Consider the following 12897-nt stretch of genomic DNA (forward strand, 5'->3'; position numbering starts at 1 on the left):
CCTCCTCGCAGAGCAAACAGGCTCAGTAACTATCCCGCGGCGGCGGCGATGCCTGGCCGGGCATCGGCTGCGACAGATTTTGCGGCTGCACGCCCGGCTGGGCCGACTGGAAGCGCGCCAGGCACTCCGCCTTGCGCTGCTCCCGCGCGTCGGAATAGCTCTGCGCCGTCCGGCCCGGCAGGGCGCAATCGCGCTCCGGCCGGACGGGTACCTTGGCCTGGCAACCTTCCTCGGTAGCGAAGAGATTGTCGGCGCAGTCGGCCAGCGCCGCCACGTCGGCATCGTGCTGGGCGCGGCAGCTTGCCGTCCAGCGCTGCTTGTAGGACAGCTCCGCGAAGTTCAGGCAGTCCTGATATTCCTGCTGGGCGGCCTGCTGGCGGCGGGACTGTTCCTCCTGCTCGCGGGCCTGCGCCTTGGCCTGGAAGTCTTCCTGCTTCTGCCGGGCCTCCTGCTCGGCCAGCATCCGCGCTTCCTGGCGGGAGGCTTGCCCCGGCAGGAACACGCCGTAGTAATAGCCCACCCCGGCTCCGGCGAGCAGGGCCGCCGCCGCCAGCGAAGCTTTCAGTGCGGTGTCGACCTTACTCGCCATGGGCTTTCTCGCGCGCCACTTCGCGCCAGCCGATGTCGCGGCGGCAGAACCCGGTGGGGAAATCGAGCGCGTCCACGGCGGCATAGGCCTTCGCCTGCGCCTCGGTAACCGAAGCCCCGCGCGCCGTCACGTTGAGCACGCGGCCGCCGCTGGCGACCAGCTCCGCGTCCTTCATCGCGGTGCCCGCGTGGAAGACCTTGGCGCCCTCAGCCTCGGCCGCCGCGATTCCGAGAATCGCGCCGCCCTTCTCGGGCGTGCCGGGATAGCCGTTGGCCGCCATCACCACGGTCAGCGCAGTATCGCGGCTGAACTTCGGCGGTTGAATCGCCGCAAGTCGGTCGTCGGCGCAGGCATGGAGCAGCTCGACCAGATCCGATTCGAGGCGCAGCATCATCACCTGGCACTCGGGATCGCCGAAGCGGCAGTTGTATTCGATCAGCTTGGGCCCTTCGCGGGTCAGCATCACGCCCAGGAACAGGACGCCGGAATAAGGCGTGCCCTCGTTTTCCAGCTGGCGCACGGTGGGCGCGATGATTCGTTCCAGCACTTCGGCTTCCAGCGCGGGCGTCAGCACCGGAGCCGGGCTATAGGCGCCCATGCCGCCGGTATTCGGGCCGGTATCGCCGTCGCCCACCCGCTTGTGGTCCTGCGCCGAGGCGAAGGGGACGATGGTGGAACCGTCGGTCAGGGCAAAGAAGCTGGCTTCCTCGCCTTCCATGAATTCCTCGATCACCGCTTCGGCACCGGCTTCTCCGAAGCGGCCCGAGAAAATCTCGCGCACGGCGTCCTCGGCTTCGGCCATGGTCGTGGCCACCGTCACGCCCTTGCCGGCCGCCAGCCCGTCCGCCTTGATGACGACCGGGGCGCCGAACTTCGCCAGCGCCGCCATGGCATCGCCCTCGCTGGAGACGCGCTCGTAGCCGGCGGTGGGAATTCCTGCGCGTTCGCAAAGGTCCTTGGTGAAGCCCTTGGACCCTTCGAGCTGGGCCGCCGCCTGGCTGGGACCGAACACCGAGAAGCCCTCTGCCCGCAGCGAATCGGAAAGACCATCCACCAGCGGCGCTTCCGGGCCGATCACCACCAGGCCGACCACATTCGCCTCGCAGAAGGCGATGACCGCACCGTGATCGGTGACATCCAGCTCGATGCAGCTTGCCACCTCGGCAATCCCCGGATTACCGGGGGCAGCCCAGAGCGCGTCGCAGAGCGGGGATTGCGCCAGCTTCCAGGCCAGCGCATGTTCGCGGCCGCCCGAGCCCAGAAGAAGGATGTTCATTGCCTGTGCCTTTCGATGACGACGAATTCGATGACGGTCGTTCGGGTGGGCTGGTAGCGAAGCAAGCGGCCGGGGACAACGCTGCGCCGCTTTCGATCAGCGAGATTTCGAACCTCCTGAAGCGCACGGTAGAGGATCGTTTCGGCTTCGTGCGCCTGCGCGGCGAGCTTTCCGGCGTGAAGCGGGCGGCATCGGGCCATCTCTATTGCGCGCTCAAGGACGACAAGGCGGTGATCGACGGCGTCATGTGGCGCGGCGGAGCGCAGCGCCTCGCCTTCCGCCCCGAAGACGGCATCGAGGTGATCGCCACCGGCAAGCTGACCACCTATCCCGGTCGCTCGAAGTATCAGGTCGTGATCGAGAGCATGGAGATCGCGGGCGAAGGCGCGCTGCTGGCGCTGCTGGAAAAGCTGCGCGCGCGGCTGGCGGCGGAGGGGCTCTTCGCCCCCGAACGCAAGCGCGAACTGCCGTTCCTGCCGCAAGTGATCGGCGTGGTGACATCCCCCACCGGCGCGGTGATCCGCGATATTCTCCACCGTCTGGCCGATCGCTTCCCCAGCCATGTGCTGGTCTGGCCGGTGCTGGTGCAGGGCGAAGGTTCGGCGCAGCAGGTCGCGAATGCGGTGCGCGGTTTCTCGGCGATTCGCCCAGGCGGCCCGGTGCCGCGCCCCGATCTGGTGATCGTGGCGCGCGGCGGCGGCTCGATCGAGGACTTGTGGTCGTTCAACGAGGAAGCGGTGGTTCGTGCCGTGGCCGAATCGTCGATCCCCGTGATCTCGGCCGTGGGCCACGAGACCGACACCACGCTCTGCGACTATGCCGCCGACCGCCGTGCGCCCACGCCCACCGCCGCCGCCGAGATGGCCGTGCCGGTGCGCCTGGAACTGGCCGCCACGCTGGACGAACTGGCCTATCGCAAGCGTCGCTGCGCCCTGCGTCCGGTCACGCTCGGGCGCGAGAGCCTTGAAGCCCGCGTCCAGCGCCTGCCCCGGCCCGAGGCGATCCTCGCAGCCAAGGCCCAGAAGCTCGACGAACTTTCCGAACGCCTGCGCCGGGGCCTGCGCGACGAGGCTGCCGCCAAGCGCGAACAGCTTGGCCGCACCGCCTCGCGCCTTTCGCTGCCACTGCTGCGCCACCGCATGGAACGCAGCGAGGAGCGGCTGGCGCGCACCGGCCTGATCCCGCGCCTGCTGACCCGCCGATGGGCCATGGCGCGCGACGGCCTTGCCCCGGTATCGCGCGTCCTGCCACAGCTCGATCCGAAACGCCCGTTGGAACGCGGCTATGTCCTGGCCAAGGGGCCCGACGGACGCGCGCTCACCAGCCGCGCGGCGGCCTCGCGAGAGGCCCTGCTGACGCTGGAGTTCCGCGACGGCGAACTGACGGTGGCGGTGGGATCCGAAGCCCCTGCCCCGGTCACGCGGGCACCCGACGTGGCGTCCGAAACCGCCACGCCGAAGCGCGCGCCGCGACCGAAGACGGACGAGACGAGGCAGGGCGATTTGTTTTGACCGCCGCGCTCTGCTAGGATTCCCCCCATGCTTATGTCTTCTGCCGACCGCCCCGCCAAGCTCGCCTACGGACCCAACGGATTCCGGGTGTTGAGCGGCGGACAATTCGTGCTCTGCGCCGTCACCGGCGAGAAGATCCCGCTGGAAGAACTGCGCTACTGGAGCGCCGAGTTCCAGGAGCCTTACGCTTCCGCTGAAATCGCGACCAGGCGCCTCACCGGAAAGGCATGATTGTCCGCAAGGCTTACGCGGCATCGCTGGTCCTGAGCGCCGCCGTCGCCCTCTCGGCGCTGGCCTGGAACGGGCTGGCCGCGCAATCGACCGCACCCGTCGCGCCTGCGGCAGCTGGAAGCCTTACCTATAGCGGCGAGCTGACTCAGGGCGGCTGGATGCGCGGCAGGGTTCCTTCGGGCACGGGCGCGCTGGCGCTGAACGGCCAGCCGGTGCAGATCGCCGCCGACGGTTCATGGTTCGCCGCGTTCGACCGCGATGCAGGCACGATCGCCACGCTCACGGCCACGCTGAACGGGCGAAGGATCTCGCAGCCTGTCTCGGTTTCTCCCCGCGCCTGGCAGATCGAGCACGTCAACATCGCCCGCAAGCCCGGCGGACCGACCGAGGCCTTCATGGCGATCCGCCGCCCCGAGCTCGACCGCATTAACGCCGCCCGCGCCATGGAGACCGATGCGCAGGGCTGGCGCCAGCATTTCATGTGGCCCGCCAAAGGCCGCATTTCCGGCCGCTTCGGCTCCCAGCGGGTCTATCGCGGCGATCCGGGCGCCTATCATTCGGGTCTCGATATCGCCACCGGCACCAGCGGCACGCCGTTCGTGGCCCGGCCGACGGCGTGGTGATCCTCGCCGCCGAAAAGCCCTTCACGCTCGAAGGCAACCTGCTGATGCTGGACCACGGGATGGGGCTGAACAGCGCCTTCCTGCATTGCTCGCAGATTCTGGTGAAACAGGGCGATCACGTCCGGCAGGGCCAGGTGATTGGCAAGATCGGCATGTCCGGCCGCGCCACCGGGCCGCACCTGCACTGGTCGATCAAGTGGAACGAAGCGCGGCTCGACCCGATCCTCTTCACCGGGGCGATGAACTGATTTCGCACAATTAAGGCAAAAGCGGCTTGCGGCTTGCGCCGGAATGCTTATCCCGCCCTTGTGCGCCGCACCATTGCCCTTCTCGTCCTGCTGAGCCTGTTGCCGCTGACCTGGGGCCGCACGCCGGAGCACCCCAAGTTCAAACGGTTCGAGCTATCCTTCAGCCGATTGGCCATGCCGCCTGCGAAGCGTGTGGCTCCCCGCCTTGGCGCGTTCCGGCTGGAGGAAGTCTGGCAGGCGCATAGCCGTACCCACTCCTTCGGAAGCTACTCGGCGATCCTGCTGCGCAAGGGCGGAACGATGCTGGCGCTCAGCGATTCGGGTGGATTCCTGGAATTCAACGCGCCCGGCCGGTCGCAGGCCGAAAGCCGGATGGGCGACCTGCCCCTGTCGAACGATGCCGACAAGGCTGCACGCGATGTCGAATCCGCGACGCAGGACGACAAGGGCACGATCTGGCTCGGGCTCGAAGGCCGCAATGCCATCTACCGGATGAACCCGGCCTACGAGATCGAGCGCAAGGTCAGCCCCGTCGTCATGAAGGATTGGGGTGTCAATTCCGGCCCCGAATCGCTGACCCGGCTGCGGGACGGGCGCTTCGTGGCCTTGCGCGAAGGCTACGTGGGTTGGAGCGACCACTTGCACCAGGCGGCGCTGTTCAGCGCAGATCCCACCGAGCATCCCGATGGACGGGCCTTCACGCTGGATGGGCCGGTAGGCTTCAGCCCCACCGACATGGCGCAATTGCCCGATGGCCGCCTCCTGATCCTGATGCGGCGCCTGATCTGGCCGATGCCCCAGCGCTTTGCCGGCCGCATCGCCATTGGCGACCCTGCCACGATTCGTCCCGGCGGCACCTGGAAGGTAACCGAAGTCGCGCGGCTGTCCTCTGACCTGCCGATAGACAATTTCGAGGGAATCGCCATTGCGCCGCGGCAGGACGGGCGCCTTACGGTGTGGCTGATCTCGGACGACAACTATTCGCCGCTCCAGCGCACGATAGTCTGGAAGATGAGCGTCGATCCGGCCGAGTTGCCCTGAAAGAGTAGCCGGACGGTCCGTCCAGCACAGACGTCATCCTGAACTTGTTTAGCTGCGTTTCTTTAGAGCCCTATCAGACTCAGCCAGCCGAACCCGGACATGCGAAAAGGCGCGCAAGCCAGCTTGCACGCCCTTCGCAAGACACTGTTTTCACGCTCCGCTCAGGGAGCGCGAAAATCAGGCAGCTACGGCCTGGGTCTTCTTCAGCTCGCGCTTCACCTTGAGGGCGCGCGTCGAGAGCTTGGCGTCCGAGGTCTTCAGCAGCCAGTTGTCGAGACCACCGTTGTGCTCGACCGAGCGCAGACCGTGGGTCGAGACGCGGAACTTGAAGCTGCGCTCAAGACCGTCCGACAGCAGCGTGACGTTCTGAAGGTTGGGAAGGAAGACGCGCTTGGTCTTGTTGTTGGCGTGGCTGACGTTGCAGCCGACCTGGCGACCCTTGCCGGTCAGTTCGCAGATGCGGGACATGTCTCTAACTCTCGCTCGAAAAAATTCTGTGGCCGTAGAAACGGGAAGGCGCGCCCTTAGCGATTCCCTGGGGGAAGGTCAAGTTGCGCACAGCTTTTTGAAGGTCTAGCGCATTGCCATGACACGCTGGCCTCTGCCCGAATACATGGAACTCGCCCTGGCGCAAGCCCGTGAAGCCGCCGATTCCGGCGAAGTGCCCATCGGTGCCGTCGTGGTAAAGGATAGGAAGGTCATCGCCGCCGGCCGCAACGGCCCGCGCGAGCGCCATGATCCCACCAGCCATGCCGAAATCGAGGCGATTCGCGCCGCCGCGCTGATTCTCGGCAACGAGCGGCTGGAGGGGTGCGAGCTTTGGGTCACGCTAGAGCCTTGCGCCATGTGCGCGGGCGCGATCGCCCACGCGCGCATCGCCCGCCTCTATTACGCCGCCGCCGACCCCAAGGGCGGCGCAGTGGAACACGGCGCGCGCGTGTTCGAGCACGACCAGTGCCTGCACAAGCCGGAAGTCTATTCGGGCATGGGCGAATCGGAAGCGGCGGAAATGCTGCGCGGCTTCTTCAGGGCGAGGCGTTAGGGGTCTGTTTGAAAATGCCCCGCAGGCATTTTTCAAACTCTCAAAGCGGCGTGAAATCCAGCCCGATGTCGGCTGCGGGCGCGCTCTGGGTAAGACGGCCGACCGAGACGTAAGTCACACCCGAGTCCGCGATCGCGCCGATGGTGGAGAGGTTCACACCGCCCGAGGCCTCGGTGGGCACTCGACCTGCCACGATGGCGACGGCCTCACGCAGCACGTCAGGCCCCATGTTGTCGAGGAGCAGGTGATGCGCGCCGGCGGCGATGGCCGGTTCGATCTGGTCGAGGCGGTCGACCTCACAGATGATCTGCGCCACGCCTGCCGCCCTCGCGCGGGCCACGGCCGGGCCCACGCCGCCCGCGACGAGGACATGGTTGTCCTTGATCATGGCGGCATCCCACAGGCCCATGCGGTGGTTGCGGGCGCCGCCCGTGCGGGTGGCGTACTTTTCGAGGTGGCGCAGGCCGGGAATGGTCTTTCGCGTGTCCAGCAGCGTCGCATGACCATTCATAGCGTCCACATATTCGCGGGTCATCGTGGCGATGCCGGTGAGGTGCTGGACGGTGTTGAGCGCGCTGCGCTCGCCGGTCAGCATGGCGCGGGCATTGCCGGTAAGGCGCATGAGCTTGGTACCCGGTGCTACGCGGGCGCCTTCCTCGACGAGGATCTCGATCTCCATCGCCGGGTCGAGCTTGCGGAAGAAGGCTGCGGCGATGGGAAGTCCGGCGACGGTGACGGCATCGCGCGAATCCATGACGCCGGAGAAACGCGCGTCGGCTTCGATCACGCTTTCGGACGTCACGTCATGGCCACCGCCCGGCAGGCCCACGCCGAGGTCCTCGGCCAGGGTTGCATCGACGAAGGCGGGCAGGTCGAAACCGGGGATCGCGAATGTGCTCATGGCCCGCGTCTTTCGCGTGTCATGTGCGGATTGTCGAGTGTCGAAGAGAGGGATTCACGCAGAGACGCGGAGACGCAGAGGAACAGCGCTTGCGGCGCAGCCGCCTTTTCCCTCAGTCCCATGCTGATCGCGGACCGGGGCAAAAGGCTGCGCCGCAGAACGTTCTCTCTGCGTCTCCGCGTCTCTGCGTGAATCCGGATGCGGAAAGGCAACGAGCCCTCCGCATTTCCCGAATCAGTGTACGAAGCGGGCGATCACGTCGCGATAGGAGCGGCTGACCTTCACTTGCGCGCCCGAATCGAGAACCAGGAAGCATTCGCCGTTGGTATGCGGCTTGACCTGGCGGACCTGGTTGAGATTGACGATAGTCGAGCGGTGCACGCGCTGGAACACGCGCGGGTCGAGGCGGCGCTCCAGATCCTTCATCGTCTCACGCAGGATCAGCGAGTTGTCAGCGGTGCGGATGCACATGTAGTCGCCCGCCGCCTCGATATGCTCGATCGAATCGACATCGATGCGGAAAATCTGGCCGCGATCCTTGATGTTGATGAGCTTTTCGTAGCGGTCCGCGTTGGGATCGCTTTCTTCGGGAATGTGATCGATGGCGTCAGGGGCCACTTCGGCCAGCACCGTCTTGAGCTTTTCCGCCTCGTCCGACGAGCGCTTCTCGGCCAGGCGCTGGCGCACGCGGGCAAGGGTGTCGTCCAGCTTGGTCTCGTCCACCGGCTTCATCAGGTAGTTCACCGCGTTCGCCTCGAAGGCGCGGACGGCATGTTCCTGATAGGCGGTGACGAAGACGAACAGCGGCGGCTCGATCTCCATCACGCCCTTGACCACCGAGAAGCCGTCGAAACCGGGCATCTGGATGTCGAGGAAGACGAGATCGGGCTTCTCGGTCTTGATCTTGCGGATGGCCTCGCGGCCGTTCGAGCAGGTATCGATGATCTCGACGTCCGGATACTTCTCCAGGCGAAGCTGGAGGCCCTGGATGGCGAGTTTCTCGTCGTCGACGAGGATGGTGCGAATGGTCATCAGTTACGTTCTCCGGCCCGGCTAACGCTTGTGGGCCAAATATGTTTCATCGCGCGGCGAAAACGGGCTGCCGCGGCTGCTCTGGCATGTCTTCCGGGGTGGGTTGGCGTTCGGCGGGAAGTTCGATGAGCACGGCGAAGCCGCCTTCGATCGGCTCGATCGTTTCAAACCGGTGATGTTCTCCGTAGGCCTGGGAAAGACGGTCGCGGATATTCGCCAGGCCGACGCCAGTGGAGACCGGCTCCCCTCCATCGTAAGTCATGCCCGACAACCTGTTGTCGGTTGTCGGACTTTGCAAGCCCGGCCCGGTATCCGAGACGGTGATGCGAAGCATCGGCCCGACGAGTTGCGTGACGATGGTGATCTCGGCCCCGGATTCCTGCGGCGTCACGGCATATTTGATCGAGTTTTCGACCAGCGGCTGGAGCAACAGGGAGGGCAGAAGGCAGGTCTCGGTTTCCGGATCGATGTTGAACGTGGTGCGCAGCCGTTCCTCGAATCGCATCAGTTCGATGTCGAGGTAGAGTTTGAGCGTCTCCACTTCGAGGGCCACGGTGACCCGGGCCGAAGGTTTGTTGATGAGCGTATAGCGCAGGAACGACGACAGGCGGCTGAGCATGGCATTGGCCGGCTCGGTCTGCTTGAGCAGCACCAGGGTCGAGATCGAGTTCAGCGTGTTGAACAGGAAGTGCGGGTTGAGCTGGTAGCGCAGCATGGCCAGCTGGGCCTGAGTCGCCTGATTCTCCAGCCGGATCATCTGGTCGTTCTGCTCTTCCACCTGGAGGTAGAAGTTGATCGCGTAATAGAGCGCCGACCAGGCACCGAGCAGGGTGGCGTCCAGGTAGAACACGCCGATGAACAGCTGCGCGAAACTGGAATCGCTGTCCGTCCGGTAGAGCGAGATCACCCAGGCATCGATGAAGGCGTGCAGGCCCACCGCGAACGGCAGGATCAGGGCGGTAAGGCCCCAGGTCACCAGCGCCCGCTTGGTAATCAGCGTGCGATAGACCACCGAAAGCACCAGCGAGATCGAGAAGCCGGTAACCGTGGCGATCAGCACGAGCACCAGGTAGGACAAGGGCTGGGCATTGGCGATCGTGGACATGGCGCGAAGCAGCATCGCGCCGCCCCACCCCACGAATTGAAGACGCCAGAAGGCCTTGTCCTTGTTGGCAAAGAACGGAATGGGCTGGATCGGCAGGACGCTCATGCCTGCTTCCTAGCCGAATTATTACCGAAGCGGAAACTGTCGAAAATGGCGCGGAGCCCGTTCCGTCAGCTCTTTTTCCCGTCGCCCCTCGCTTCGGCTATCGCTTGCGACAGCTGATCGACGCCGACCGCGCCGGAAATCAGCCGCTCACCCGCCACCCAGCTCGGCGTGCCGCTGAAACCGAGCCTCTGGGCGATTTCCAGATTGCGCGAAAGCTCCTGCTCGACCGCTGGTCCGGCTGCGACCTTGCGAGCACGCTCCATGTCGAGCCCGGCCTTCTGGGCGGCAGCTTCGATGCTCTGGGCATCGACCTGCCCCATGGCGAACATGGCATCGTGGAACTGCGGAAACTTGCCCTGCTCGGCGGCGGCCAGCGCCATCTTCGCGGCGGCGGGGCTTTCGGGGCCGATGATCGGCAATTCGCGCACGACGATGCGCAGGTCCGGGTTCTTCTTCAGCAGTTCCGCCACGTCCGGCAGGCTGCGGCGGCAATAGCCGCAGGCATAGTCGCTGAATTCGACCATGGTGACCGTGCCGTTCGGATTGCCCAGGACGGCGCCGGGGAACGGCGTCTCCACGTTCTGGCGAACTCCGGCAAGCTGCTGGCTGGCCTGCTTGCGCTGCAGGTTTTCCATCGCCTGGGGGAGAATTTCGGGATTTTCGAGGATGTAGTCGTGCACCACCTTCTCCACCGCGACGCGGCCTCCGAACCAGCCGCCCAGGCCGACCAGCGCGACGCAACCGGCGATCACTGCGAACTTCGTGCCATTACCCATCGTCGTCGAAAATCCTGTGAAAGTGAGAACCGCCCTTAGCGGAGCGCAGCAGGGCCTGCCATAGCCCGACCGGTTAATCACGATTCATCGCTTCTTCTTGCGCTCCAGCTCGGCGCGGGCCTGCATCTCGATATCCTGCGCCCGCAGCCAGTCTGGAGAGCCGCTGGGCAAGCCTGCTTCGGCCGCCTGCGCGCTCATCAGCGCGGCGTCCATCTGGCCGGTCAGCGACTGCTGCTCGGCGCTGGCGAGACGTGCACGGGGCATGTCGCCGTTGGCGGCATAGATCGTGCCCAGCTGGTACCACGCGAAAGGATTCTCGCGATCGCGCGCCACCGCGTTCTTCAGGACCGTCTGCGCCTCCTTGAAATGGGCGGTATCCTCGGTGGCGATCAGCGCGTGGCCGAACAGCGTGGCGATCAGCGGCTGGTAGCCGGTCAGTTCGGTGGCCTTGCGCAACGGGACCAGCGCTTCGCCCGGCTGCCCCGCTTCCAGCAGGATCTGGCCTTTCAGCTCCAGGAAATAGGGGTCGGCGGCATCGACCATGAGCAGGGCGTCGGTTTCTGCCCGCGCCCGATCGAGCTGCGACTGGCGGTGATAGGCATAGGCGCGGGCATAATGCGCCGGCACCGAGTTGTCCGTTTCCGGATAGATGCGGAACACGTCGCGCGGCTCGGCCAGATAGCCGAACAGCTTGGCCTTCATGCGCACGAAGCGTTGCTGGATCGCGGCATCGTCCGGCTTGGTCCAGGCTGGATCCTTTTCGTAGACGTCCTGGAGCGTCTGGATGCGGTCTCCGGTGAGCGGGTGGGTGGAATAGAACTCGTCCCCGCTCTGCGGCCGGTAGCCGTAGCGGAATTCCAGGTTCTGGAGCTTCTTGAAGAACTCCACCGAGCCGCGACCACTGATGCCCGCCGTGGAAAGGTATTGCGCGCCCGCCGCGTCTGCGGAGGCTTCCTGCGAGCGGCTATAGGCCAGGTACTTGCCCATGGCGGCCTGCTGCCCGGCCATGATCACGCCCATGGCGGCCTCCCCCGCACCCGCGGCCGCCGCAGCGGCGCCGAGCAGGAGGGAGAGGATCGAGATGTTGGAGGCCGGCTTCGCGCCCTGGTTCAGCACGGCGTGCCCACCGGTGACGTGGCCAAGCTCATGCGCGATCACGCCCTGCACTTCGGCGGCGGTGTCGGCCTGGTTGATCAGGCCGCTGTGAACGTAGACGGCCTGCCCGCCTGCCACGAAGGCGTTCACCGAAGGATCGTTGATCAGGACGATGTCGACATGATTCGGATTCAGCCCCGCCGCCGTGATCAACGGGCGCGCCATGTCCTTTAGCAGGGCTTCTGTCTCGGCGTCTCGCAGGATCGACTGCGCGCTGGCCGGCGCGACGGACCAGCCGAGCAGCGCCAGGAGACTCAGGAAGAGTGCGGCAATTCGCGCGAAGGACATGGGCTCTCTTGGGGCCTTTTGGGCCTGAACGGGCGCTGAAGACGCCCCTTTGCAGGTTGGGCTTGGGCGGAAACCTCAGCCTAGCGGCGGCGCGCCCGCTGGCAAGGACTCTCCGCGCGCCTTATCCCAGCAGATGCCCGGCGGCCCGCGCCAGCAGCGCGGCATCGTCGGCCACTTCACCCAGCAGGACCAGCTGGCCGGATTCGTCGCGCCGGGCCACCAGCACGGTGAACTCCGCCGAATGCCCCAGGTCGTCGAGAGATCGGGAAGGCAGGGCCCGCAAGCCTTGCGCCATCTCGCCGCAGACACCGCGCGACACGTCTGCATCGGAGGCGGCCGGACCATCCGCCCATTCGGTCAACGGCGCCGACCGGCGTGGCGCGGCAGGATCGAGGGCCGGATCGATCGGGATCGGGACAGCCGTTTCGGCCTCTTGGGATCGGTCCTGCTCCTTCCAGTTGACGACTCCATAGATGCAGTCGATCGCCAACTGATCCCGCGAGAAAGGCAGCAGAATGCCGCGATAGAGAATGGTCGCGCCCTGACGGTTCACGAATGCCGCCTCGAAGCCGACCGGCGCCTGGTTGGCCAGAGTCTGACGGGTATGGTCGGTGATCCGTGCCAGCAGCGATCCGCCGGGCACATCGCTCAGCCTGCGAATCGTCACGTCCGCGCCGCACTCCTGCGCCAGCGCCGGGCCGAGCCAGACGATCGCCGGATCCTCCGGCCCTGCCGCGAGATCGAGGAGGACACCGTGGGGTCCGAAGTCCGGGAGACCGGCCGGGTCGAGATCGGCGGGATCGGGAAAGGCGCGATCGCCCAGCAGGCTTGCCCAGAAGTTGTAGGCGCGCACTTGCAGGCGGCGCTCGTCCCGCGCGGCAGGCGGGGCCATGGCGGCTACCTCTTCGCAATATTCGCCGCGCAACCTGTCCATCGCTACCCCGCTGACCTTCTGCTCCCTTGTGACCGGACAG

Annotated in this window: 13 protein-coding genes and 1 pseudogene; 5 read left to right on the top strand and 9 right to left on the bottom strand. The window is 66.0% G+C overall.

Annotated features, from left to right (window positions below; genetic code table 11):
- Window positions 1-22 precede the first annotated feature (22 nt).
- Window positions 23-589, bottom strand: a complete 567-nt coding sequence (locus RT424_RS02985) for a hypothetical protein (protein WP_313434435.1) — start codon at window positions 587-589, stop codon at window positions 23-25.
- Window positions 579-1865, bottom strand: a complete 1287-nt coding sequence (gene purD, locus RT424_RS02990; RefSeq protein WP_313434436.1) for a phosphoribosylamine--glycine ligase — start codon at window positions 1863-1865, stop codon at window positions 579-581. Before purD ends, RT424_RS02985 begins: the two co-directional genes overlap by 11 nt.
- A 5-nt stretch (window positions 1866-1870) precedes the next feature.
- Here purD and xseA point away from each other — a divergent pair, with 5 nt between their 5' ends.
- The 4 genes and pseudogenes from xseA to RT424_RS03010 all read left to right on the top strand — a co-directional run bounded on the left by xseA (window position 1871) and on the right by RT424_RS03010 (window position 5519).
- Complete coding sequence (gene xseA, locus RT424_RS02995) at window positions 1871-3376, top strand: exodeoxyribonuclease VII large subunit (protein WP_313434438.1); 1506 nt, start codon at window positions 1871-1873, stop codon at window positions 3374-3376.
- Between the two features lie 27 nt (window positions 3377-3403).
- Entirely contained in the window at window positions 3404-3607 is a 204-nt protein-coding gene (locus tag RT424_RS03000) for a DUF2093 domain-containing protein (RefSeq protein WP_313434439.1), read from the top strand.
- Window positions 3604-4478 (top strand): annotated as a pseudogene (locus tag RT424_RS03005) (M23 family metallopeptidase). The gene RT424_RS03000 and the pseudogene RT424_RS03005 overlap by 4 nt, the downstream one beginning before the upstream one ends.
- A 60-nt stretch (window positions 4479-4538) precedes the next feature.
- Complete coding sequence (locus RT424_RS03010) at window positions 4539-5519, top strand: esterase-like activity of phytase family protein (RefSeq protein ID WP_313434441.1); 981 nt, start codon at window positions 4539-4541, stop codon at window positions 5517-5519.
- Window positions 5520-5696: 177 nt separating this feature from the next.
- On the opposite strand, the gene rpmB is transcribed toward RT424_RS03010, so the two are convergent.
- Window positions 5697-5987, bottom strand: a complete 291-nt coding sequence (rpmB, locus tag RT424_RS03015; protein ID WP_021233867.1) for a 50S ribosomal protein L28 — start codon at window positions 5985-5987, stop codon at window positions 5697-5699.
- Window positions 5988-6105: 118 nt separating this feature from the next.
- On the opposite strand from rpmB, the gene RT424_RS03020 reads away from it, so the two are divergent.
- Window positions 6106-6561 carry a nucleoside deaminase gene (locus RT424_RS03020; protein WP_313434443.1) on the top strand — a complete coding sequence of 152 codons (456 nt, stop codon included), beginning with the start codon at window positions 6106-6108 and terminating at the stop codon, window positions 6559-6561.
- Window positions 6562-6601: 40 nt separating this feature from the next.
- On the opposite strand, the gene nadC is transcribed toward RT424_RS03020, so the two are convergent.
- The 6 genes from nadC to RT424_RS03050 form a co-directional block, all read right to left on the bottom strand.
- A complete protein-coding gene (nadC, locus tag RT424_RS03025; RefSeq protein WP_313434445.1) occupies window positions 6602-7462 on the bottom strand; it encodes a carboxylating nicotinate-nucleotide diphosphorylase in 861 nt (286 codons plus the stop codon).
- 234 nt (window positions 7463-7696) lie between these two features.
- Complete coding sequence (locus tag RT424_RS03030; protein ID WP_313434447.1) at window positions 7697-8494, bottom strand: LytTR family transcriptional regulator DNA-binding domain-containing protein; 798 nt, start codon at window positions 8492-8494, stop codon at window positions 7697-7699.
- Window positions 8495-8540: 46 nt separating this feature from the next.
- A complete protein-coding gene (locus RT424_RS03035; protein ID WP_313434449.1) occupies window positions 8541-9704 on the bottom strand; it encodes a histidine kinase in 1164 nt (387 codons plus the stop codon).
- 65 nt (window positions 9705-9769) lie between these two features.
- A complete protein-coding gene (locus tag RT424_RS03040) occupies window positions 9770-10480 on the bottom strand; it encodes a DsbA family protein (RefSeq protein ID WP_313434450.1) in 711 nt (236 codons plus the stop codon).
- An 84-nt stretch (window positions 10481-10564) separates the two neighbouring features.
- The gene (locus RT424_RS03045; protein ID WP_313434452.1) at window positions 10565-11923 is read right to left on the bottom strand and encodes a M48 family metalloprotease; all 1359 of its coding nucleotides are present in this window, start codon (window positions 11921-11923) and stop codon (window positions 10565-10567) included.
- 121 nt (window positions 11924-12044) lie between these two features.
- Window positions 12045-12857, bottom strand: coding sequence for a hypothetical protein (locus RT424_RS03050; protein ID WP_313434453.1), 813 nt, complete (start codon window positions 12855-12857; stop codon window positions 12045-12047).
- Between the last annotated feature and the right edge of the window lie 40 nt (window positions 12858-12897).

The sequence above is a fragment of the Novosphingobium sp. genome (genome assembly GCF_032093395.1).
GTDB lineage: Bacteria > Pseudomonadota > Alphaproteobacteria > Sphingomonadales > Sphingomonadaceae > Novosphingobium.

Bases quoted from the DNA above. Each gene is read 5' to 3' on its own strand.
- RT424_RS02985 (WP_313434435.1), bottom strand. From the start codon at position 589: ATGGCGAGTAAGGTCGACACCGCACTGAAAGCTTCGCTGGCGGCGGCG.
- purD (WP_313434436.1), bottom strand. From the start codon at position 1,865: ATGAACATCCTTCTTCTGGGCTCGGGCGGCCGCGAACATGCGCTGGCC.
- RT424_RS03000 (WP_313434439.1), top strand. From the start codon at position 3,404: ATGCTTATGTCTTCTGCCGACCGCCCCGCCAAGCTCGCCTACGGACCC.
- rpmB (WP_021233867.1), bottom strand. From the start codon at position 5,987: ATGTCCCGCATCTGCGAACTGACCGGCAAGGGTCGCCAGGTCGGCTGC.
- RT424_RS03020 (WP_313434443.1), top strand. From the start codon at position 6,106: ATGACACGCTGGCCTCTGCCCGAATACATGGAACTCGCCCTGGCGCAA.
- nadC (WP_313434445.1), bottom strand. From the start codon at position 7,462: ATGAGCACATTCGCGATCCCCGGTTTCGACCTGCCCGCCTTCGTCGAT.
- RT424_RS03030 (WP_313434447.1), bottom strand. From the start codon at position 8,494: ATGACCATTCGCACCATCCTCGTCGACGACGAGAAACTCGCCATCCAG.
- RT424_RS03035 (WP_313434449.1), bottom strand. From the start codon at position 9,704: ATGAGCGTCCTGCCGATCCAGCCCATTCCGTTCTTTGCCAACAAGGAC.
- RT424_RS03040 (WP_313434450.1), bottom strand. From the start codon at position 10,480: ATGGGTAATGGCACGAAGTTCGCAGTGATCGCCGGTTGCGTCGCGCTG.
- RT424_RS03045 (WP_313434452.1), bottom strand. From the start codon at position 11,923: ATGTCCTTCGCGCGAATTGCCGCACTCTTCCTGAGTCTCCTGGCGCTG.
- RT424_RS03050 (WP_313434453.1), bottom strand. From the start codon at position 12,857: ATGGACAGGTTGCGCGGCGAATATTGCGAAGAGGTAGCCGCCATGGCC.